Below are 21,835 nucleotides of genomic sequence, written 5' to 3'. Positions count from 1 at the left end.
CGGCAAGACCACCATCGCCCGGATGCTGGTCGGCCTGGAACGGCCCAGCGACGGGTCGATCACCGTCATGGGCCGCGACCGCAGCGGGCCCGCGCGCGGCGCCAAGGAACGCAACGCCCGGGCCAGGGAGCTGCAGATCGTCTTCCAGGACCCCTACACCTCCCTGGACCCCAGCCAGAGCGCCCGCGTCGCGATCGAGGAGGTCCTGCGCCACCACAAACGCGACCTCTCCGCGACCCAGGAGCTGATCGACCAGGTCGGCCTCACCGAACGCCAGGCCGACGCCCGCCCCCGCGACCTGTCCGGCGGCCAGCGCCAACGCGTCGCCATCGCCCGGGCACTGGCCGCCTCGCCCAAGGTCCTGATCCTCGACGAGGCCGTCTCCGCCCTCGACGTCTCCATCCAGGCCCAGGTCCTGAACCTGCTCACCGAGATCCGCACCGAGACGGGGATCGCCTACATCCTCATCTCCCACGACCTCGCCGTCGTCCGCCAACTCTGCGACACCGCACTCGTCCTGCGCCGCGGACAGGTCGTCGAACAAGGCGACTGCGAACGCATCCTCGACACCCCCGAACACGAATACACCCGCGCCCTGCGCGAAGCCGTCCCCGTCCCCGGCTGGACCGTCACCAGCTGAACCCGTGGGCCTCCTCCTTTCGGAGGAGGCCCACGGCGTCTTCCTGCCGCCTTTCCTCCCCGCGACGGAAGCAGCGCCGCGCGCGCCGCTCCTAGCGTCGAGGTCATGGACACACACGTGATCGAGGCCCGGGGGCTCAGCAAACGGTACGGCGCCACGACGGCCGTCGACCGGCTGGACTTCCGGGTCGAGCCGGGCCGGGTCACCGGGTTCCTCGGACCGAACGGCGCCGGCAAGTCGACGACGATGCGGATGATCCTCGGGCTGGACCTGCCGACCTCCGGCTCGGTGCTCGTCAACGGCCGTGACTACCAGGGGATCGTCTGGCCGTTGCACGAGATCGGGGCACTGCTGGACGCCCGCGCGGTGCATCCCGGCCGCACGGCCTACCGGCATCTGCACAGCCTCGCCGCCGCGAACGGGATCCCCCGGCCGCGGGTGGACGCCGTGCTGGAGCAGGTCGGCCTGACGAGCGTCGCGCACCGGCGTGTGGGCGGGTTCTCGCTCGGGATGTCCCAGCGGCTCGGGATCGCGGGGGCGCTGCTCGGCGACCCGGGCATCCTGCTCTTCGACGAGCCCGTCAACGGCCTGGACCCGGACGGCATCCTGTGGATCCGCACGTTGATGCGCTCGCTGGCCGCCGAGGGCCGCACCGTGCTGGTGAGCAGCCACCTGATGAGCGAGATGGCGCTGACCGCCGACCACCTGCTGGTGATCGGCGAGGGCCGACTGCTGGCCGACACCTCCCTGGACGAGCTGATCGCCCGTGGTGCCGGCGACCGGGTCGAGGTCCGCGCGGTCGAGCGGGCCCGGCTCGCGGCCGAACTCCGTGAGGTGGGCGCCGAGGTCACGCTCGAACCGGACGGGACGCTGCAGGTGACCGGAGTCGGCTCGGCGGCGATCGGCGAGCTGGCCGCCGCGCGCGGCCACGTCCTGCACCAACTGCGGGACGTCACCTCCTCGCTGGAGGAGGCGTACTTCCGTCTCACCGAGGGCAGCGTCGTCTACCGGGCTCCGGTGCCGGCATGAGTGCGCACGTCACCGAGCCGCCCCGGAGACCGGAACACCCGCAGGTTCGGACCCGGCTTCGGCCTCGGGCCGGTGCGACGCGGCTGGGCGCGACGGCGCGCAGTGAGTGGATCAAACTCTGGTCGGTCCGGTCGGCGCCCGCCGCGCTGGCGGCGGCGGTCCTGGTCGTGGTCGTCGGGGGGTTCGTGCTCGGCGCGGGCTACCGGTCCGGATGGGCCTCGCTCTCGCCAGGCGACCGGCGGAGCTTCGATCCGACCTTCACGAGCCTGCGGGGAGTCCAGCTCGCGCAGCTGTTCGTCGGTTCCCTCGGCGTCCTCGCGTTGACCGGGGAGTACGCGACCGGCCTGATCCGGACGACGCTGGCGGCGACACCGCAGCGGGCGCAGGTCCTCGCCGTCAAGGCGCTGGTGCTCGGCCTCGTGGTCTGGGCGCTGTGCACGGCCGCCTCGTTCGCGGCCTTCGCGATCGGGCAGAGCCAGTTCACCGGACCGGTGCCGCACGCGTCACCGGGTGGTCCCGGCGTGTTGCGCGCCGTCCTGGGCGGCGGGATCTTCCTGACCCTGGTGGTGCTGTTCGGCATGGCGCTGGGCGCCCTGACACGGTCGACGCCGCTCGGGCTGGCGTCCTTGTTCGGGGTGCTGCTGGTGCTGCCGGTAGCGGTCCAACTGCTGCCGGGCAGCGTCGGTGAGCGGGTCGACCCCTACCTGCCGGGGGAGGCCGGGTCGCAGCTGTGGCGGGTCGTGCCGCCGTCGCCGCACAGCCTCGCGCCGTGGACGGGAGCGGGCCTGTTCGCCCTGTACGTCGCGGTCGCCGCCGGCGCCGCACTGGTCCTCGTCCGCAGGAGGGACGTCTGATGCCCGGAACCTCGAAGCGGATCTCGAACGGGAGCCCGCCGGTGCCGGGTCCGCCGGTCACCGCGCTGCGGCGGGGGCGGGCGGTGCTGACCAGCGAGTGGATCAAGATGGGCTCGCTCCGCTCGCTGCGCGCGACGGCCCTGACCGGCCTGGTGTTCAGCGTCCTCCTGGCCTTCCTGGTCTGCACGGGCTTCCACTCCCGCTGGCACTCGCTCGGCCCGGAGACGCGCGCGGCCTTCCGCCCCGTCGACACCTCGCTCGGCTTCCTCCAGCTCACTCCGCTGCTCTTCGGCGCGCTCGGGGCCCTCGTCGTCACCGGCGAGTACGGGACGGGGCAGATCCGCGGGACGTTCGCGGCGACCCCGCAACGGCCGCTCGTGCTGGCCGCCAAGGCGGTGCTGCTCGGGGCGGTCGGCCTCGCGCTGGCGCTGATCACCGTCGGGTTCGCGTTCCTGGTCGGCCAGGGGCAGTTGGCGGGCACGGCGCCGCACGCGTCGCTCGGCAGCTCGGGGGCGGCCGGGGCGCTGCTCGGCGGCGCGCTGTACCTGACGCTCACCGCCTTGTTCGGCCTCTTCCTCGGTGTGGTGGTGCGCAGCACGGCCGTGGCCGTCTCGACGCTGTTCGGGCTCTTCCTGGTGCTCCCGGTGCTGGTCGACAACCTGCCGAAGGGTGCGGCGTGGCGGCACACGGTGCCGTGGTTGCCGTCGAACCTCGGCTACTCCCTGTGGCACTCGCCCGCGCCGCTCCTGGTGCGAGCCACGCCCGCCGGGTTCGCGCTGGCCGGCTGGGTCGTCCTGCTGGCGGCGGGGGCGCTGGCGTCGCTGCGGGTGCGCGACGCGTGACCTCGGGCATGCTGAGGAGCATGAGGCTGACCGGGCGGCGGACGACGGCCGTCGACGCGGTGCTCGCGGTACTGGTCTTCGTCGTCACCGCCTCGGGCGCGACCGACCGGCTGGTCTCCTGGTTGCCGGCGTGGTCGGTGTTCCCGATGGCGGCGGTCCAGGCGGGCTGCGTGCTGTTCCGCCGCCGGGCACCGCTCGCGGTCCTGGCGGTCACGTCCGCGCTGGGCGCGTTCATGATCGCGACGGGCGTTCCCGGACTGTCGGCCACCGGCGCCGCGATCTGTGCCGTCTACGCCGTGGCCGTCTACGGTCCGGGCGATCCGGCCGACCCGGCCACGCCGGACGGCGCCGGGCGGTCCGCACGGTCCGGAGCTCTCGCCTGCCTGGTCGCCACGTTCGCCGTGGCGCTGGCGGGACTGGCACCGACGGCCCGCAGCCACGCGGGCGGCGCCGTGCCCTGGCCGTCGCTCACGCTCGGCCTGGGCCTGGCGCTCGCCTGGGTGTCGGGCTACGCCGTGCGGACCCGACGGGCGTATGTCGCACAGCTGGAGGAGCGGGCCCGGCGCCTGGAACGGGAGGAGGGCGAGCGGGCCGCGCGCGCCGTCGCCGAGGAGCGGTTGCGCATCGCTCGTGAGCTGCACGACGTGGTCGGTCACTCGATCAGCCTGATCACCGTGCAGGCCGAGGCGGCCGGGCGGACCGCCCGGACCCGGCCGGAGGACGTCCCCGCCTACCTGGCGACCATCTCCGCCGTCAGCCGCGAGGCGTTGGCCGAGATGCGCCGGGTCCTCGCCGTGCTGCGCCCGCAGCAGCACGAGGATCTGGAGCCGCAGCCCGGTCTGGACACCCTGCCGGAGCTGGTCGCCAAGGTGGAGGCCGCAGGTCTGCCGGTGCGGCTGGACGTGGAGCCGCAGTCGCTGCCGCCGGGCGTCGGCCTGGCCGTCTACCGGATCGTCCAGGAAGCGCTGACCAACACCCTCAAGCACGCGGGTCCGGCCGCCGCGTCCGTGACGGTCGCCCGCTCGGGCGGGATGGTGCGGGTCTGCGTGGCCGACGACGGACGCGGCCCCCAGGGCGCGCCCGGACCCGACGCGCACGGGCTGCTCGGACTGCGCGAACGCGTCGCGGTCTACGACGGCACGCTGCACGCGGGGCCCCGGCAGGGCGGGGGTTTCGAGCTGCGAGCCACCCTGCGGGTGACGGAGGAGGGGACGTGACCATCAGGATCCTCGTCGCCGACGACCAGGCACTGATCCGCGGCGGCCTGCGCGCGGTGCTCGACTCCGAGCCGGGGCTCGAGGTCGTCGGCGAGGCCGCGGACGGCGCCGAGGCCGTCGAGGCCGCGCGTCGCCTGCGGCCGGACGTCGTGGTGATGGACGTCCGGATGCCCCGGCTCGACGGCGTCTCGGCGACGCGTGCGCTGCTCGCCGCCGACCCGGCGCCGTGCCGCGTCCTGATCCTGACCACCTTTCACCTGGACGACTACGTCGCCCGGGCGCTGCGTGCCGGCGCCTCCGGCTTCCTGCTCAAGGACGCCACGGCCGACCAACTCGTCGAGGCCGTCAAGGTGATCGCGGCGGGGGAGGCGATGCTCGCCCCGTCCGTGACCCGGCGCCTGCTGGCCCGGATGGCGGCCGCCCCGGACCAGCCGGACGGCCGGGACCTGCGCGCGCTGCTCTCCGCCCGGGAGGTCGACGTCCTGCTGCTCCTGGCCCGCGGCCTGTCCAACGCGGAGATAGCGGCGGCGCTGCACGTGGCCGAGACGACGGTGAAGAGCCACGTGCAGAGCCTGCTCGTCAAACTCGGTGTCCGCGACCGGCTCCAGGCCGCCGTGGCGGCCTTCGACTCCGGCCTGGTCCGCCCCCGCGACGGCGGACCGGTCTAGAGGCCGGTGACGGTGACCGTGACGACAGCTCCGCGCGGAGCGCTCACCTCCGCCGTGCCGTACCAGCCCGCGTGCGGTTGCCGCAGCTCGATCCGGGACCGGCCCGTCACCGCGATCGACGCGCCGTCCGCATAGACGCTCGGCGGTAGCACGATCCGGGTCGTCGCGGCCGAGGCGCGGTAGCGCAGGGTGTACGTCCGCGTCGCCGCGTCGTAGGACTCGCCCAGCAACGTGCCCGCCAACTCCCGCGCGTAGGGCGCGAAGACCGGCGCGTCACCGGGATGGGGCTTCCCGTCCGGGCCGAGGGGCGTGTAGCCCCCGACGCCCTTGCCCCAGTACCACATGGTCCATCCGGCGGCGAACTGCCGCATCGCGCTGACCTGTTGGGAGACCAGTTCGGTGTTGCCCGGCGTGTCCGCGTTCGGCGGGCCCCACTCACCCACCAGTACGGGCATCCGATGCGCCTGCGGGTACGCGCCGATCGCCGCGACGTAGTTCTGGACGAAACCGTCCGCCGGGTTCCAGTCCTGCCCGTTCTCGACGTTCGTGTCGTAGAAGTGCGGCGCGTAGCCGATCCGTGCGGCGCCGTGGCGCGGGTCGGTGAAGCCGGGCAGCTGGGTCGGCACGCCCTCACCGACCAGGACCGTCGGCTCGACGAAGAGCCAGGAGGAGGAGTCCACGCTCCGCACGGCGCCGATCAGCCGCCGGTACATCGCCGCCAGCCGTCCCCGCTCCAGCGCGGCGGAGGCGGCGATCTGGACGGCGGGGTCGGTCGGGTCGCCCGCGATGGGCCCGGACGGCTCGTTGAACAGGTCGTAGCCCAGCAGCGAGCGGTGGCCGCGGAACTCGCGGGCGACGTGGGCGTAGAAGTCGTCCTGGTCGCGACGCAGGTCGGCGTCGTCGTACAGGTGCTGGAAGGCGCGCTGGACGGCGGGCTGGAAGTAGCCGGCGAACCAGTCGTTCGGGTTGGCGACGAAGGGCAGGCCGTCGTCGCGGGTGGCCCAGACGGGCACGCCGTCCTGGCCGCCGCCGTACTTGGGGCCGAACACGTCCTGGTGGAAGTCGACGACGACGCGCAGTCCGTAGCGGTCCGCGGCGTCCATCAGCTGTCGCAGTTTGCTGAACTGCGCCTCGTCGTAGCGGCCGCGTCGCGGTTCCAGGCGGGCCCAGGTGATGTCGAGGCGGATCAGGTCGAAGCCCTGTGCGGCGATGGCGCGGATGTCGGCGGGAGAGGTCTCGTCGTACTTGTCGACGTTGAAGCCGCGCAGGCCCAGCACGCGGCCGTGGCCGTCGGTGAGGGCCACCGGCGCCGTGTCGTGCCGCGGCGCGGCGGCGGCGGTCGAGAGGGGGGCGGTGGAGAGGGCGGCGACGAGGGCGACGGCCCCCGCCAGGAGTCGGGCACGCAAGGGCACCTCCGGAGGAAGGGCGGGTGGCCGCCGATCATGCTCCGGCCGACGGACGCGCGCAAGGCTAATGCGAGTATTCCTCATGTTTATTTTCGGGCCGGGTCTCGCCGATACTCATCCCATGAGCGCTGCCGCCGTCGCCGCCGACCTCGACCCTGCCCGTCTCCGTTCCTGGTGGGCGCGGTCCCAGGGCCTCGACGGCGCGCTTGCCGGAGCCGCGCCCGCACAGGTGCTGGCCCGCACCGGGTGGGCCCGGTCCGTGGGCGGTGCCGCGCCGTACCTCGGTCTCTTCGCCCGCGCCGGATCGAGCCGCGCGGAGGTGGATGCGGCCGTCGCCGCCGTGGAGATCCACGAGCTGCCCTCGGCCCGCGGCTGCACCTACGTGCTGCCCGCCGAGGACTTCGCCCTCGGGCTCGCGGTCGGCGCCGGCGCCCCCGCGGGTGAGTTCGCCGCGGCCCGCAAGCACCTCGGCGTGACCGAGGCCGAGATCGGGACGCTGAAGGACGCGGTCCTGGCCGCGCTGGCCGAGGCCGACCGTCCGCTGGACCCGGCCGCCCTCAGGGACGCCGTCGGCGGCGCCGTCCGCAGCCTCGGCGAGGCGGGGCGCAAGCGCGGCGTCTCCACCACGCTGCCCCTGGCGCTGGGGCTGCTCCAGTCAACGGGCGAGATCCGCCGAGTCCCCGACAACGGGCGCCTCGACCAGCAGCGTTACGGCTACGTCCGCTGGACACCCCCTCGGCAGACCTTCGACGACGCGGACACGGAGCTCGCGCGGCGCTACTGGAGCTGGGCCGCCCCGGCCTCGCTCGCGCACTTCCGCTGGTTCTCCGGTTTCACCGCCGCCCGGGCCAGGGCGGCGCTCGCCCCACTCGGCCTGCTCTCGGTCGCCGGGACCGACCTGCTGATCCCGGCCGAGCTCGCCGACGCCTTCGCCGACCACCGCCGCCCGGAGGAGCCGCACTACACGCTGCTGGCCGGGATCGACGGCCTGCACCTGCTCCACCGCGAGCTGCCGCGCCTGGTCGACCCGGCCGACGCGGAGCGTCCCGTGCCGGGAGCCAAGGCGGGCCGGGTCTTCGGCTCGGACGCCGACCCGCAGTGTCACGTGGTCGCCGACCGCGGGCGGATCGTCGGCTTCTGGGAGTTCGACCCCGAGGCGGGCGAGCTGGTCCACGCCCTCTTCGTGCCGCAGGACGCCGCGCTGAAGGACGCCCTCGCCCGCACCGAGGCCTTCGTGCGCGACGAGCTCGGGGACGCCCGCGGTTTCAGCCTGGACTCGCCCAGGAGCCGCGCGCCCAAGCTGGCCGCGTTCCGTGCCGCGGTCGTGCAGGAGGGCTGACAGCGGGGGGTGGCGCACCTATGCTGACGCCACGTCTAACAAGGGGCGACCTGGGGGGATCGATGGAGCCGACCGCACGACCGCTCAGCCCGGTCGTCCGCTACACCATGGTGGTGCCGCTGACGCTGGGCGCGGCCTACGCCGCGCTGCTGCTCACGCTCGCGTCCTCGCACACCGACGTGCTCTTCGCCTGGACCATGTCGCCCGTCAGCGCCACCCTCGTCGGCGCCGGGTACGCGGGCAGCTGCGCCATGCTCTGGCTCTGCGCCGCGCGAGCCCGGACGTGGACCCGCGCCCGCGTCACCGTGCTCAGCTCCTCCCTGTTCATGCTGCTGATGCTGACCGCGATCCTGCTGGACCGGGGCACCCTCCACCTGAAGGGCGGCGAGATCTTCGCCGTACTCGCCGCGTTCGGCTGGTTCGGCGTGCACCTGGTCGCGCCGCTGATCGGCACGGTGGGGCTGGGTGTCCAACTGCTCGGCGCCAGGGGCGATACGCCGGACCGGCCCGAGCCGCTGCCCTGGTGGATCGCGCTGCCGACCTTCTCCTCGGGCCTCTTCCTCACCGTCGTCGGCCTGCTGCTCCTCGCCGCGCCCGCCTGGCCGGCGCGGCACTGGCCGTGGGCGGTCACCCAGCTCGACGTGCGGGTGATCGCGGCGTTCGCGCTGGTCTTCGGGCTGGCCATGCTCGGCACCGTCGCCGAGCGCGAGCTGCGGCGGGTCCGGCACGGGATGGTGGCCCTGGTGGTCACCGGCACCCTCGGCATCGTGGGTCTGATCCGGTACGCGGACCAGGTGCGCTGGGCCTCCGTCGGCGCCTGGGGCGTGGTGGCGGTCCTGATGCTCCTCCTCGGCATGGGCCTGGCGGGTCTGGGGCTCTCGACGATCCTGCCGGAGGCGCTCCCCCGCGGTACGAGCTCCCGTGCGCCGGGGGCGTCCGCCGGTGCGGGCAACCCCGCCTGAGTAGGTGTCAGTGTGCCGGGGTAGGCTTCGCAACCGGAGATACTTGCACACCGACCTCACGGGGCGGATAGGCTTCGCACCACGGCCCTGGTGCCTTGCAAGGGGTGGGACATGGAACAGATGCAACACGTGCGCAGCCGACCGCGGATCCCCGCGGTCCAGTGCGGCACGGGTGCGGCGAGCCGTCGGCTCGACCGGCACCTCGCGGTGCTCGGCGCGCCCGCGCTCTCGCAGGTGGAGGTCGCCGAGGCGGTCGGGCTGATAAGGGAGCTGACGCCGCGCGGCCTCGGCACGCCCGCGTCGACCACGGCCCCCGCACGCCCGAACCGCTTCTCCCGTACGGTGCTGCTGGCGCCGCTGCGCCGGCTCAAGCGCTCGCTCTTCGGCAGCCGCAGCAGCCGTTAGGGCCTCAGCGCTCAGCTGAGCAGGCCACGACTACTCCGCCGTGGCCTGCTTCAGTACGACCTGATACGCCTTCTCCTCGCCGCGTTCCGCGAGCCGCCATCCCGCCTCGGTGCGCACCAGTCGGTCCAGGTACCAGAGCCCGCACTGCAGCAGACCGCCGTCGTCCGGTAGCGGCATCGGGTTGTGGCACATGGTGCGGGCCGTGGCCCGGTCGCCGTCCAGCTCGATGATCATGTTGGCGACGAGGTGCTGCGTCGCCGGGAAGAGCGGCAGCACCTCCTCGAGGAAGGCGACGACCTCCGGCACGGTGCCGCGCGGGCCGCCCATCGCCGTGTAGTCGACGACGGCGTCCTCGGTGAACACGTCCTTGAGCGCGGCCCAGTCGCGGCCGTCCACCGCGTGCGCGTAGCGCGCGAAGAGTTCCTGGATCTCCAGACGGTCCGACATCTCCTGCAGCGTCAGCATGCGCGCCAGTGTGGCCGCGGCGGCCGGAGAAGAGAAGGCCCGTGTTCGCAGGAGGCGCGCCGCAGGCTCACCGGATCGGGCTAGCGCGACGGGCGGTGCACGAACCTCGCTCCTAGGTTCGGAAGGAACGCCCGCGTCGGTCGCGGGCACCTCCGACGGAGAGGCGCCACGTCATGCTCACTTCCCGACGCCCGACGGCGATCCTGCTGTGCGCGATCACGGCGGCCACCCTGGCCTCGACCGCGGCCTGTTCCAGCAGCACCAAGAACGCTGTCTCCGGCGCGGTCAGCAACGGCGCGTCCGCCATTCGCAGCGCCGCGCACAGCGCGGGGGCGAGCGTCGCGGCGAGCGAGAAGGCCAAGGCGTCGAGCGCGGCGTCCAGCGCGATGGCCAGTGTGAAGGCCAGCGTCTCGGCGAAGGCGTCCGCGTCCGGGGCCGCCGTCCAGAAGAACGTGAGTCAGGGTGCCTTCTGCTCGCCGGAAGGCGCGTCCGGGGCGACGAAGGACGGCGTCGCGATGACCTGCAAGAAGGACTCGTCCGGCAAGGACCGCTGGACCACGGCGGTCACCTCCACCGCGAGCGCCTCGGCCGGGCAGTTCTGCTCGACCAGCGGCGAGCAGGCGACGGACAGTGGCGGCGCGGCGCTCCGCTGCACGACCGGCAGCGACGGCCGCAACCGCTGGACGAAGCAGTAGCCCCCTGCGAGCCCCCTAGGGCCAGAGCCGCTCGCGGGTCCACGGGCCGCCGAGGTGCTCCGCGCGGTAGCGCAGGCGGACGTGACCGCGGCCGGGGACGCCCTGCCAGAACTCCACCGAGAGCGGCTGCACGGTGAACAGCGCGTGCAGCGGGTCGACCGTCTCCGGCTGCTCGGTCACCCGGGCCAGGGCGGCGTCGAAGGCGCGGGGGAGCGCGGCGGGGTCGTCCAGCACCTCGCTCTGGTGGCCGACCAGGCTCGCGGCCCGCGAACCCGGCAGGCGGTCGAGGTAGTCGCGGGCGGCGGTGGCCGCGTCGGCGCGCAGGACGGGGCCGCGGGCGCGGATCTGGCGGCCCTGCTCGCGCCAGTGGAACGCGATGGCGGCCTGCGGCTGTCCGGCGAGCTGGCGGCCCTTGGGGCTCGCGGCGTGGGTGGCGAAGGTCCAGCCGGCCTCGGTGGCGTCGCGCAGGGCGACGACCCGCAGGTCGGGGCAGCCGTCCGCGTCGACGGTGGCCAGTGACATGGCGTGCGGCTCGCGCACGCCCGCGGCCACCGCCTCCCCGAGCCAGTCGAGGAAGAGCGGGAACGGCGTCGGCGGCACGGCGCCCGTCGCGGCGTCCGGGTCCGGGTCCGGCTCGAAGCCGGGCAGCTCGCCGGAGAGCATCGGGAGGCCGAACAGCAGCTCCCGCACCGTGCGAGGCCCGGCGCCGGTGCTCACGAGGCCCCCAGCGCGGCGGCGATGGAGCGGGCCAGCCGCTCGAGGTAGTCGCGGGTGACGGGCTCGCGGGTCACCAGCAGGTGCCAGTAGAGGGGACCGGCGATCAGGTCGAGGGCCAGCTCGGAGTCGGTGCCCGTGGGCAGCTCCCCACGGGCGACGGCGCGGCGGACCAGGGCGGCGCTGCTCTCGCGCTGCGACTCGCGCAGGGCCCGGGCCAGGGTGTCGGCGATCTCGGGGTTGCGCGCGGCCTCGGCCAGCAGGTCGGGCACGATCTGCGCGGCCAGCGGATGGCGCAGGATGCGGTAGACGACCTGGATCAGCAGTCGCAGGTCCTCCTGGAGCGATCCGGTGTCGGGCAGCACGATGCCGGCGCTGACGACCTCGGAGACGACCTCGATGACCATCGGCAGCTTGGAGCGCCAGCGGCGGTAGACGGCGGTCTTGCCGACGCCCGCGCGCCGGGCCACGGCCTCGATGGACAGGCGCGCGTACCCGGTGGTGGCGAGCTCCTCGAAGACGGCGGCGCGGATGGCTTCCGTCACATCGTCGCGCAGCAGCGCGGCCCCCGTGGGCGGGCGTTTGGCCTCCGTGGGCGGGGCCGGGGCCTCCGGTTCGCGCACCGGGGAATCGGCAACGACTGCCTGTCCCGACTGAGTTCCCATATGCTCCCCTGTCAGCACTGGTCGCGCCTGTAGGCCGCCTGTGCGGCACCTGTCCAGGTCGACGATACGCCAGCGTTCCGACGCAACGCTTGCGTTTCGTCGGTTGCCCCCGTTAGCGTCCTACCCAGGATGGGACGATACCGTTTCGTCCTGTCCAGTGGGACGAAGCTTGGGAGTAGCGTGTCCACGGTGTTTGAGCAACGGGCGGCAGGCGTGGCCGACCCGGACGCGGGTCTGAGCCCCGCGGAACTGGCCGCCAAGTACGGTCTGACCATCAGCGGTCGCCGACCCAGTCTGGTGGAGTACACCAAGCAGGTGTGGCAGCGGCGCTACTTCATCGGTGCGTACGCGACCGCCAAGCTCATGGTCCAGTACTCCTCGTCGAAGCTGGGCCAGGTCTGGCAGGTGCTGACGCCGCTGCTCAACGCGGGCGTCTACTTCCTGATCTTCGACCTGCTGCTGGGGATCAGCAAGGGCATCCCGGACTACATCCCGTACCTGTGTACGGGTGTGTTCGTCTTCAACTTCACCCAGGCCGCCGTGCTCTCCGGCACCCGTGCGATCTCCGACAACCTGGGCCTGATCCGCGCGCTGCACTTCCCGCGCGCCTCGCTGCCCATCGCGTTCACCGTCAACCAGCTCCAGCAGCTGGTCGTCTCGATGGGCGTGCTCGGCGTCATCGTCCTGGTCAGCGGTCTGCCGATCACCGTCAACTGGCTGCTGATCGTCCCGGTCCTGCTGCTCCAGGCGACCTTCAACGCCGGCCTCGCGATGTTCATGGCCCGCATCGGTGCCAAGACCAGCGACATGGCCCAGCTGATGCCGTTCATCATCCGCACCTGGATGTACCTCTCCGGCGTCTTCTGGTCGGTCAGCAGTGTCGCGGCCAAGCTGCCCCACGTGGCCGGCGCCCTGATCCAGGCCAACCCGGCCCTGATCTACATCGAGCTCATGCGCTACTCGCTGATGGACTCGGTCCCCGCCAGCAGCCTGCCGCACCACGTCTGGATCATGGCCGTGGCGTGGGCCGTGGTTGGCGGTCTCGGTGGTTATGTCTTCTTCTGGAAGGCAGAGGAGGAGTACGGCCGTGGATGACCAGGAGATGATCGACAGCGTGCTGGCCCCCGAGGGCCCGCCGCCTGCTCCCACCGAGAAGATCCCGACGGTTGTCGTGGACAACATGCACATCGTCTACAAGGTCTACGGCGCGGGTGCGGGCAAGGGCAGCGCGACCGGCGCCCTGTCCCGGATCATGCGGCGCAAGTCCTCGCCGGCGCTCACCGAGGTGCACGCCGTCAAGGGCATCAGCTTCACCGCCTACAAGGGCGAGGCCGTGGGCCTGATCGGCTCCAACGGCTCCGGCAAGTCGACCACGCTGGCCGCCATCGCCGGCCTGCTCCCGCCCGCTCAGGGCGCCGTGTACACCGACGGCCAGCCCTCCCTGCTGGGCGTCAACGCGGCGCTGATGAACGACCTCACCGGCGAGCGCAACGTCGTGCTGGGCTGCCTGGCGATGGGCATGACCTACGCCGAGGTGCGCGAGAAGTACCAGGACATCGTGGACTTCTCCGGCATCAACGAGAAGGGCGACTTCATCTCGCTGCCGATGCGCACGTACTCCTCCGGCATGGGCGCGCGCCTGCGCTTCGCGATCTCCGCGGCGCGCACCCACGACGTGCTGATGATCGACGAGGCGCTGTCCACCGGCGACGCGGCCTTCCGTCGGCGCAGCGAGGAGCGCATCCGCGAGCTGCGCAAGGAGGCGGGCACCGTCTTCCTGGTCTCGCACAGCAACTCGACCATCCGTGAGACGTGCAACCGGACCATCTGGCTGGAGCACGGTCTGATCCGCGCCGACGGTCCCACCGAGGACGTCGTCCAGGAGTACGAGAACTGGACCTCCAAGCGGTCGTAGTCACCCGCTTGCCGCGAAGGTCAGCACACCGTCCATAACGATCCGACAGCCGCCGTGGGCACCCGCCCCGGCGGCTGTCGGTGCGGGGACGTAGGCTGCGGGCATAGGGTATGAACAAGATCGTGTGCATGGGTGGTGTGGACAGGCGGTGCGCCCGAGGCGTGTCCCCTGTGGGCAGCTTGTCAAGATCGGTGTAGAACGGGGGGGTGGCGGTCATGGCGGTGCGCGAGCAGCAGTCAGGTGAACTGATGTCCGACAAGGGAGCGGGCGCGGTTCTCGACAAGGCGGCGCGGGAGAACTTCCCCGTCGCCCCCTTCTTCCTGCCGCCGTCCATGCGCGAGGGCCTGATGGCCGTCTACGGATTCGCGCGTCTGGTCGACGACGCCGGGGACGGCGATCTGCCCGATCCGCGCGGCACCGCCGAGCTGCTGGACGTCCCGTACGTGCCGGCCCGGCCCGGCGGCGAGGCGGCTGTCACCAAGGAGGAGGGGGCCTTCCGGCTCGCCCTGCTGGACGCCCTCGACGCCGACGTGGACCGCGCCTTCGAGCAGGTGCTGGACGCGCGGTCCGCGGGCCCGCGGCACCCGCTGATCGCCGCCCTGGTGCCGGTGATCGCCCGTCACGGTCTCACCGTCGAGCCGTTCCGCGGGCTGATCGAGGCCAACCGCGTCGACCAGCGCGTCGACCGCTACGAGACCTTCGACGACCTGATGGCCTACTGCGAGCTCTCCGCCAACCCGGTGGGCCGCCTGGTGCTCCAGCTCGCCGGCCTGGCCACGCCCGAGCGCGTGCGCTGGTCCGACGCCGTCTGCAGTGCGCTGCAGGTCGTCGAGCACCTCCAGGACGTCGCCGAGGACCGCGCCCGTGGCCGCATCTACCTGCCTGCCCAGGACATGAAGCGGTTCGGGGTCACCGAGGCGGATCTCGACGCCGCGCACGCGGGAACAACCCTGCGCGGGCTGGTGCTGTTCGAGTCGGAGCGCGCCCGCGCCCTGCTGGACGAGGGCGCGCCCCTGCTGGGTTCCGTGAGCGGACGGCTCAGGGTCCTGCTGGCCGGCTTCTCCGCCGGTGGGTACGCCGCGCTCGGCGCCATCTCGGCCGCCGGGTACGACGTGCTGGCCGGCGCGCCCAAGGCCGGCAAGGGCCGTCTCGCCCGCGAGGCCCTCGCCGCGCTGCTGCTCGGCGGCCGTCGCGGCCGCGGCGGGAGCGGGCAGGGCGGCCCGGCGCGCACCACCCAGGGCACTGATCGGGGCAGTCGTTCGAAAGGCATGAGGTGAGTCCGCAGAGCTACCGATCCGGCACGGCCGCGGAGGCGCTGGCACCCCAGGTGGCAGCCGCCTACCAGTACTGCGAGGCGGTGACGGGCAGCCAGGCCAAGAACTTCTCCTACGGCATCCGTCTACTGCCCCTCCCGAAGCGCCGCGCCATGTCCGCGATCTACGCGCTGGCGCGGCGCATCGACGACATCGGCGACGGCAGCTGGTCCGACGAGCGCAAGTTCGAGGAGCTCGGCCGCACCCGCGCGCTGCTGGACGAGATCCGCGAGGGCTCCGTCGAGCCCGAGGACACCGACCCGGTCAAGGTCGCGCTCGCACACAGCTGCAGCCTCTTCCCGATCCCGTTGGACAGCTTCGACGAGCTGATCGACGGGATGGAGATGGACGTCCGGGGCACCACCTACGAGACCTTCGACCAGCTGCGCCACTACTGTCGCTGCGTCGCCGGGACGATCGGCGTGCTCTCGCTCGCCGTCTTCGGCTGCACCGACCCGAAGCGCGGCGCCGAGTACGCAGACACGCTCGGCCTCGCGCTGCAGCTGACCAACATCCTGCGCGACGTCCGGGAGGACGCCGGCAACGGCCGGATCTACCTGCCCGCCGAGGACCTCGCCCGCTACGGGTGCGAGCCCGAGGGCTTCGGCCTGGCGGTTCCGCCTCCAGGACAGGACTTCCACGGTCTGATCCTCTTCGAGGCCCGCCGCGCGCAGGGCTACTTCGACGAGGGCCTGCGCCTGCTGCCCATGCTCGACCGCCGCAGTCGCGCCTGCGTCGGCGCCATGGCCGGCATCTACCACCGTGTCCTGGAGCGCATCGTCGCCGAGCCGGAGGCCGTGCTGAGCGGCCGCGTCTCCCTGCCCGGCTGGGAGAAGGCCTACGTAGCACTCTCCGGTCTGGTGGGAGGGCGTTCCGCTTGAAGGACCGTCCGTTCGTGTCGATCCCGTTTCCCCGTCCAGCGCGGCGGGGAACCACTCGTCGCCGCGCGACGTCGCGGCCGGTAGGGGAGAAGCAGCAAAGGGGGCGGCTCCGGTGAGCGGCACGCGTCAGGGCAGGGCCCTGGTCATCGGCGGCGGGCTGGCGGGCATCACCGCCGCGCTGCGGCTGGCCGACGCCGGGATGGCGGTCACCCTCAGCGAGGCCCGGCCCCGCCTCGGCGGCCTGGCCTTCTCCTTCCAGCGCGGCGCGCTGACGGTCGACAACGGCCAGCACGTCTTCCTGCGCTGCTGCACCGCCTACCGCGGTCTGCTGCAGCGCCTCGGCGTGCGGGACGAGGTGTACGTCCAGCCGCGCCTGGACGTGCCCGTCCGGGACGTCAACACCGGCCGCGAGGGCAGCATCAGCCGCGACCCGCTGCCGGTGCCGCTGCACCTGGGCCGCGGCCTGCTGCGCTACCCGCACCTGAGCATGGCCGAGCGCGCCGCCACCGGGCGCGCCGCGCTCGCGCTCAAGCGGCTCGACCTCGACGACCCGGCACTGGACCGACGCTCGTTCGGCGACTGGCTGCGCGCGCACGGCCAGTCCGCCCGCGCCGTCGAGGCCCTGTGGGACCTCGTCGGTGTCGCCACGCTCAACGCCACCGCCGACGAGTCCTCGCTCGCCCTGGCCGCCATGGTCTTCAAGACCGGCCTGCTGACCGACCCGGGGGCTTCCGACATCGGCTTCGCCAAGGTCCCGCTCGGCCGGATCCACGACGACATGGCGCGCGCCGCCCTCGACCGGGCCGGCGTGCGCGTCCTGCTGCGCGCCCGCGCCGTCGAGATCAAGCCCTTCGAGACGGACGGGACGGGCAGGCACAGCGTCCAGCTGGAGGGCGAGCGCCTGGACGGCGGCGCGGAGACGCTGCGCGACCTCGACGCCGTCGTGCTGGCCGTCCCGCAGGACGCCGCGCACGACCTGCTGCCGCCCGGCAGCCTGGACGAGCCCGAGGCGCTGCTGAAGCTCGGCTACGCGCCGATCCTCAACGTCCACGTCGTCTACGACCGCCCCGTCCTGGACGGGCCCTTCCTGGCCGCCCTCGGGTCGCCGATCCAGTGGGTCTTCGACCGCACCCCGCACTCCGGCCTGCAGGGCCCCGGCCAGTACCTGGCCCTGTCGCAGTCCGCCGCCGAGGCCGAGATCGACCTGCCGGTCGCCACCCTGCGGCAGCGTTACCTGCCCGCGCTGGAGCGGCTGCTGCCGCGCGCCCGCGGGGCCGAGGTCACCGAGTTCTTCGTCACCCGCGAGCGCACCGCCACCTTTGCGCCCGCACCCGGCAACGCCGCCCTGCGGCCGGGACCGGCGACGCGCACGCCCGGCGTGCACCTGGCCGGCGCGTGGACCGCCACGGGCTGGCCCGCGACCATGGAAAGCGCCGTGCGCAGTGGGACCGCAGCGGCCCGGAACGTCCTGAGGGAACTGCGATGACCGACATGAAGACCGCCGACACGAAGCCGGCCGAGACCGCCGAGACGACGACGAGAGACACCCGAGCGAACGGAGAGGGAACGAGCGTGGTAGCGCGCCCCGATCAGGCACCGACGGTGGAGGCGGTCGACGTGCCCGCCCTGCTGGACCACGGCAGGACCTTGTGCACGCCCGTGCTCAGGGAGGCGGTCGCCCGTCTCGCCCCGCCCATGGACGCGGTCTCCGCCTACCACTTCGGCTGGACCGACGCCCAGGGCAACCCGACCAACGCCGACAGCGGCAAGGCCGTCCGCCCGGCCCTCGCCCTGCTGTCCGCGCGCGCGGCCGGGGCCCCGGCCGCCGTCGGCGTCCCCGGCGGTGTGGCCGTCGAGCTGGTGCACAACTTCTCGCTGCTCCACGACGACCTGATGGACCGCGACGAGACCCGTCGCCACCGCGCCACCGTGTGGACGGTCTTCGGCCCCGCCCAGGCGATCCTGGTCGGCGACGCCATGTTCGCCCTCGCCAACGAGATCCTGCTGGAGGCCCCCGGCCTCGGCACCACCTCGCCGGTCGACGCCGGACGCGCCGTGCACCGCATCACCGTCGCCACCCGCAAGCTGATCGACGGCCAGGCCCAGGACCTCTCCTTCGAGCAGCGCGACCGCGTGGGCGTCGAGGAGTGCCTGGAGATGGAGGGCAACAAGACCGGTGCCCTGCTCGCCGTCTCCGCCTCCGTCGGCGCCGTGCTGGCCGGCATGGACGACCAGGGCGCCGACGCGCTCGAGCGCTACGGCTACCACCTGGGCCTCGCCTTCCAGGCCGTCGACGACCTGCTCGGCATCTGGGGCGACACCGAGGTCACCGGCAAGCCCAACTTCGGCGACCTGCGCGCCCGCAAGAAGTCCCTGCCGGTCTGCGCCGCGCTCGCCGAGGGCGGCAAGGCGTCGCTGCGCCTGGCCGAGCTCCTGGCCGACCCGGAGGGGCGCGGCGACGAGGACGAGGAACAACTCGCGGTGCGCGCGGCGCTGATCGAGGAGGCGGGCGGCCGCGCCTGGACGGCCGAGGAGGCCCGCCGCCAGCACAGCACGGCCCTGGCGGCCCTGGACGAGGTCGCCATGCCGTCCGAGGTGCGGGCGCAGTTCGCCGCGCTCGCGGAGTTCGTTGTGGTCAGGGAGAGGTGACGAGATGACAGCATCCGCGGACGGCCGGCTCGAACCACAGAACGAAGCAGAGCCGGCCGCGGAGAGCACCACCACCACGGAGTCGGAAACCACCCGCCTGGCACGCGAGACGCTCGCCAAGGCCACCGCCCACCTGATCGGCCTCCAGGACGAGACGGGCTGGTGGAAGGGCAACCTGGAAACCAACGTCACCATGGACGCCGAGGACCTGCTGCTCCGTCAGTTCCTGGGCATCCGCACGGAGGAGCAGACGCGCGCCACCGCCGACTGGATCCGTTCGCAGCAGGGGGCGGACGGCACCTGGGCCACCTTCTACGGTGGCCCGTCGGAGCTCTCGACCACGGTCGAGGCCTACGTCGCGCTGAAGCTCGCGGGTGACGACCCGGAGGCCCCGCACATGAAGCGGGCCTCGCGCTGGATCCGCGAGCAGGGCGGCATCGCCTCGACCCGTGTCTTCACCCGCATCTGGCTGGCCCTGTTCGGCTGGTGGCCCTGGGAGAAGCTCCCCGAGCTGCCGCCGGAGGTCATCTTCCTGCCGCGCGGCTTCCCGCTGAACATCTACTCCTTCGGCTGCTGGGCCCGGCAGACCATCGTCCCGCTGACGGTCGTCTCCGCCCACCGCCCCGTGCGCCCCGGGCCGTTCGCCCTGGACGAGCTGCACACCGACCCGGCCAACCCGTACCGCCCGCGCCCGGTCGCCCCCGCCTACACCTGGGACGGCTTCTTCGTCCGACTGGACAAGGCGCTGCACTACTACCACAAGATGCCGGTCAAGTCGCTGCGCCGGCTGGCGCTGCAGCAGGCCGGGCGGTGGATCGTCGAACGCCAGGAGGCCGACGGCTGCTGGGGCGGCATCCAGCCCCCGGCTGTCTACTCGCTGATCGCGCTGCACCTGCTCGGCTACGACATGGACCATCCGGTCATGAAGGCCGGCCTGGCCGCGTTCGACCGCTTCACGGTCCACACCGACGAGGGTCACCGCTGGATCGAGGCCTGCCAGTCGCCGGTCTGGGACACCTGCCTGGCGCTCATCGCGCTGGCCGACGCCGGGCTGCCCGCCGACCACGAGGCGCTGGTCCGCGCCACCGACTGGCTGCTGGGCGAGGAGGTGCTGCGCCGCGGCGACTGGGCCGTGCAGCGGCCGGACCTTCCGGCGGGCGGCTGGGCGTTCGAGTTCGACAACGACAACTACCCCGACATCGACGACACCGCCGAGGTGGTGCTGGCCCTGCGCCGCGTCGCCCACCCCGAGCCCGGCAAGGTCGCCGGCGCGACCCGCCGCGGCATCGACTGGGTGCTGGGCATGCAGTCGAAGAACGGCGCCTGGGCGGCGTTCGACGTGGACAACACCTCGACGCTGCCGAACAAACTGCCCTTCTGCGACTTCGGCGAGGTCGTCGACCCGCCGAGCGCGGACGTCACCGCGCACGTGGTGGAGATGCTCGCCGCCGACGGCAAGGCGGGCGACCCCCGCACCCGGCGCGGCATCGACTGGCTGCTGAAGGAGCAGGAGGAGGACGGCTCCTGGTTCGGCCGCTGGGGCACCAACTACGTCTACGGCGTGGGCTCGGTGGTCCCCGCGCTGGTCTCGGCCGGCCTGCCGACGGACCACCGGTCGATCCGGCGGGCGGTGGCGTGGCTGGAGGAGAAGCAGAACGCCGACGGCGGCTGGGGCGAGGACATGCGCTCCTACCAGGACAAGTCCTGGGCCGGCCGGGGCACGTCGACGGCCTCGCAGACGGCGTGGGCGCTGATGGCGCTGCTCTCGGCGGGGGAGAGCGGCGAGGTCGTGGACCGCGGCGTGCGCTGGCTGGCCGAGACCCAGCTGCCGGAGGGCACGTGGGACGAGCCGGAGTTCACCGGGACGGGCTTCCCGTGGGACTTCAGCATCAACTACAACCTCTACCGGCTCGTCTTCCCGGTCACCGCGCTCGGCCGCTACCTGCACGGCACCCCGCACCTGACGCCGAGCGAGGCGGACCGCGAGACGCGGCCGGGCCTTCCGCTGCCCACCGGCGGCGCGTCGGACGCTCCGGCGCCCCGTCGGCTGTTGCCGTCACTCGCAGGTAGGCGACTGCGGTGATGACCTCAGGGGCGCGAGGAACTGCGCGACAAGCCACCGAAGTGGCGAGTCGCCGAACGAGCAGGGCCAACCGTACGTCGGTGGTTGCTCGCGCAGTTCCTCGCGCCCCTGGAGGTGGTGCCGATGGGTAGCGACAGTTCTGCTCCGCTCGTGGCCTGCGCCCTGGGGATAGAGGCGTGGGCGCTGCGGGAGGCAGACCCCGTCCGGACCGGGATGGGGCCGGAACGCGCGGAGCGGGCCATGCGGGCGACGCTCCGCGCGCGGGCGTGCGCGCCGTCCGCGCTGGTCTTCGCGGGCCTCGGTGCGTCGGTCGTCACGGGGATCCGTCCGGGGGACGTCGTGCTCGCCACCGAGGTGCGGGACGATCGAGGAGTGGTCGCGCAGGGGAGCCCGTTCACGCTCGAGAAGGCTCTGGTCTCGGCGGGGCTGACCGTCCACCAAGGGGTGCTGCACACCAGCGACCACGTCGTGCGTGGCGGCGAGCGGACTCGTCTTGCCGAGTCGGGCGCGACCTGTGTGGACATGGAGACCGCCGCCGTCTGCCGGGCCGCGCCCGATGTGCCGGTGCTGTCGATCCGGGTCGTCGTGGACACCCCCGAGTACGAGCTCGTCCGGCCGGCCACCGTCGTGCACGGCATTCGCGCGCTGCGCGCGCTCAAGCAGGTCGGGACGGTGCTCGCGACCTGGCACCCGAACTGAGGAGAGTCACGCAATGACCGCTGTCTCGCTGGGTATGCCGTCGGTGCCGCTGGAGCCGTTGGCGCCGCGTCGCATGAGTCGTCAGATCATGGTGGGGAACGTGCCGGTCGGCGGCGGTGCGCCGATCTCGGTGCAGTCGATGACGACGACGGTGACGGCGGACGTCAACGCCACGCTGCAGCAGATCGCGCAGCTGACCGCGTCGGGTTGTCAGATCGTGCGGGTGGCGTGCCCGTCGCAGGACGACGCGGACGCGCTGGCGATCATCGCGAAGAAGTCGCAGATCCCGGTGATCGCCGACATCCACTTCCAGCCGAAGTACGTCTACGCCGCGATCGACGCGGGCTGCGCGGCGGTCCGGGTGAACCCGGGCAACATCCGGCAGTTCGACGAC

General features: G+C 73.0%; 23 protein-coding genes. 19 read left to right on the top strand and 4 right to left on the bottom strand.

Features of this window, described 5'->3' with window-relative positions:
- From BMY61_RS42095 to BMY61_RS42070, 6 genes are all read left to right on the top strand, one after another.
- Positions 1-640 (top strand): ABC transporter ATP-binding protein (locus BMY61_RS42095; protein WP_075004284.1); only part of this gene is annotated, 640 nt, incomplete at its 5' end.
- A 105-nt stretch (positions 641-745) separates the two neighbouring features.
- Complete coding sequence (locus tag BMY61_RS42090; RefSeq protein ID WP_201777629.1) at positions 746-1,669, top strand: ABC transporter ATP-binding protein; 924 nt, start codon at positions 746-748, stop codon at positions 1,667-1,669.
- Positions 1,666-2,523, top strand: coding sequence for an ABC-2 transporter permease (locus BMY61_RS42085; protein WP_052439213.1), 858 nt, complete (start codon positions 1,666-1,668; stop codon positions 2,521-2,523). The genes BMY61_RS42090 and BMY61_RS42085 overlap by 4 nt, the downstream gene beginning before the upstream one ends.
- The gene (locus tag BMY61_RS42080) at positions 2,523-3,365 is read left to right on the top strand and encodes an ABC-2 transporter permease (protein WP_052439214.1); all 843 of its coding nucleotides are present in this window, start codon (positions 2,523-2,525) and stop codon (positions 3,363-3,365) included. The genes BMY61_RS42085 and BMY61_RS42080 overlap by 1 nt, the downstream gene beginning before the upstream one ends.
- 20 nt (positions 3,366-3,385) lie before the next feature.
- Positions 3,386-4,582, top strand: coding sequence for a sensor histidine kinase (locus BMY61_RS42075; RefSeq protein ID WP_052439215.1), 1,197 nt, complete (start codon positions 3,386-3,388; stop codon positions 4,580-4,582).
- Positions 4,579-5,250 carry a response regulator gene (locus BMY61_RS42070; protein ID WP_042455297.1) on the top strand — a complete coding sequence of 224 codons (672 nt, stop codon included), beginning with the start codon at positions 4,579-4,581 and terminating at the stop codon, positions 5,248-5,250. Before BMY61_RS42075 ends, BMY61_RS42070 begins: the two co-directional genes overlap by 4 nt.
- On the opposite strand, the gene BMY61_RS42065 is transcribed toward BMY61_RS42070, so the two are convergent.
- On the bottom strand, positions 5,247-6,656 hold the full coding sequence (locus tag BMY61_RS42065) for a cellulase family glycosylhydrolase (RefSeq protein WP_042455301.1): 1,410 nt from the start codon (positions 6,654-6,656) through the stop codon (positions 5,247-5,249). The genes BMY61_RS42070 and BMY61_RS42065 overlap by 4 nt on opposite strands.
- A gap of 121 nt (positions 6,657-6,777) precedes the next feature.
- Between BMY61_RS42065 and BMY61_RS42060 the strand changes: the two genes are divergently transcribed.
- The 3 genes from BMY61_RS42060 (at position 6,778) to BMY61_RS42050 (ending at position 9,362) form a co-directional block, all read left to right on the top strand.
- Complete coding sequence (locus BMY61_RS42060; protein WP_042455304.1) at positions 6,778-7,995, top strand: DNA glycosylase AlkZ-like family protein; 1,218 nt, start codon at positions 6,778-6,780, stop codon at positions 7,993-7,995.
- A gap of 62 nt (positions 7,996-8,057) precedes the next feature.
- On the top strand, positions 8,058-8,957 hold the full coding sequence (locus tag BMY61_RS42055; protein ID WP_042455307.1) for a hypothetical protein: 900 nt from the start codon (positions 8,058-8,060) through the stop codon (positions 8,955-8,957).
- Between the two features lie 111 nt (positions 8,958-9,068).
- Positions 9,069-9,362, top strand: a complete 294-nt coding sequence (locus tag BMY61_RS42050; RefSeq protein ID WP_042455310.1) for a hypothetical protein — start codon at positions 9,069-9,071, stop codon at positions 9,360-9,362.
- A 30-nt stretch (positions 9,363-9,392) separates the two neighbouring features.
- Here the strand turns inward: BMY61_RS42050 and BMY61_RS42045 are convergent, their stop codons facing one another.
- Entirely contained in the window at positions 9,393-9,827 is a 435-nt protein-coding gene (locus BMY61_RS42045; protein WP_042455313.1) for a nuclear transport factor 2 family protein, read from the bottom strand.
- A 173-nt stretch (positions 9,828-10,000) separates the two neighbouring features.
- Between BMY61_RS42045 and BMY61_RS42040 the strand changes: the two genes are divergently transcribed.
- Entirely contained in the window at positions 10,001-10,522 is a 522-nt protein-coding gene (locus BMY61_RS42040) for a hypothetical protein (protein ID WP_052439217.1), read from the top strand.
- Between the two features lie 15 nt (positions 10,523-10,537).
- On the opposite strand, the gene BMY61_RS42035 is transcribed toward BMY61_RS42040, so the two are convergent.
- Complete coding sequence (locus tag BMY61_RS42035) at positions 10,538-11,239, bottom strand: pyridoxine/pyridoxamine 5'-phosphate oxidase (protein WP_218162008.1); 702 nt, start codon at positions 11,237-11,239, stop codon at positions 10,538-10,540.
- The gene (locus tag BMY61_RS42030) at positions 11,236-11,901 is read right to left on the bottom strand and encodes a TetR/AcrR family transcriptional regulator (RefSeq protein ID WP_042455318.1); all 666 of its coding nucleotides are present in this window, start codon (positions 11,899-11,901) and stop codon (positions 11,236-11,238) included. The genes BMY61_RS42035 and BMY61_RS42030 overlap by 4 nt, the downstream gene beginning before the upstream one ends.
- A gap of 180 nt (positions 11,902-12,081) precedes the next feature.
- Here BMY61_RS42030 and BMY61_RS42025 point away from each other — a divergent pair, with 180 nt between their 5' ends.
- From BMY61_RS42025 to BMY61_RS41985, 9 genes are all read left to right on the top strand, one after another.
- Positions 12,082-12,996, top strand: a complete 915-nt coding sequence (locus BMY61_RS42025; RefSeq protein WP_425314739.1) for an ABC transporter permease — start codon at positions 12,082-12,084, stop codon at positions 12,994-12,996.
- Between the two features lie 7 nt (positions 12,997-13,003).
- Positions 13,004-13,816 carry an ABC transporter ATP-binding protein gene (locus BMY61_RS42020; protein WP_042455503.1) on the top strand — a complete coding sequence of 271 codons (813 nt, stop codon included), beginning with the start codon at positions 13,004-13,006 and terminating at the stop codon, positions 13,814-13,816.
- Positions 13,817-14,064: 248 nt separating this feature from the next.
- Complete coding sequence (gene hpnC / locus BMY61_RS42015) at positions 14,065-15,093, top strand: squalene synthase HpnC (RefSeq protein ID WP_143094805.1); 1,029 nt, start codon at positions 14,065-14,067, stop codon at positions 15,091-15,093.
- The gene (gene hpnD / locus BMY61_RS42010) at positions 15,090-16,010 is read left to right on the top strand and encodes a presqualene diphosphate synthase HpnD (RefSeq protein WP_174514557.1); all 921 of its coding nucleotides are present in this window, start codon (positions 15,090-15,092) and stop codon (positions 16,008-16,010) included. Before hpnC ends, hpnD begins: the two co-directional genes overlap by 4 nt.
- Before the next feature lie 112 nt (positions 16,011-16,122).
- Positions 16,123-17,496, top strand: coding sequence for a hydroxysqualene dehydroxylase HpnE (gene hpnE / locus BMY61_RS42005; RefSeq protein ID WP_042455320.1), 1,374 nt, complete (start codon positions 16,123-16,125; stop codon positions 17,494-17,496).
- Positions 17,493-18,659, top strand: a complete 1,167-nt coding sequence (locus BMY61_RS42000) for a polyprenyl synthetase family protein (RefSeq protein WP_082015449.1) — start codon at positions 17,493-17,495, stop codon at positions 18,657-18,659. The genes hpnE and BMY61_RS42000 overlap by 4 nt, the downstream gene beginning before the upstream one ends.
- Positions 18,660-18,663: 4 nt before the next feature.
- Entirely contained in the window at positions 18,664-20,742 is a 2,079-nt protein-coding gene (gene shc / locus BMY61_RS41995; RefSeq protein WP_082015450.1) for a squalene--hopene cyclase, read from the top strand.
- Positions 20,743-20,865: 123 nt separating this feature from the next.
- Positions 20,866-21,441, top strand: coding sequence for a phosphorylase family protein (locus BMY61_RS41990; protein WP_042455517.1), 576 nt, complete (start codon positions 20,866-20,868; stop codon positions 21,439-21,441).
- Between the two features lie 13 nt (positions 21,442-21,454).
- Positions 21,455-21,835: flavodoxin-dependent (E)-4-hydroxy-3-methylbut-2-enyl-diphosphate synthase (locus BMY61_RS41985; protein WP_177240412.1), on the top strand; the 381-nt coding region annotated here is incomplete at its 3' end.

The organism is Streptacidiphilus jiangxiensis (assembly GCF_900109465.1).
Lineage (GTDB): Bacteria > Actinomycetota > Actinomycetes > Streptomycetales > Streptomycetaceae > Streptacidiphilus > Streptacidiphilus jiangxiensis.
This window is presented reverse-complemented; position numbering and strand designations above follow the sequence as displayed.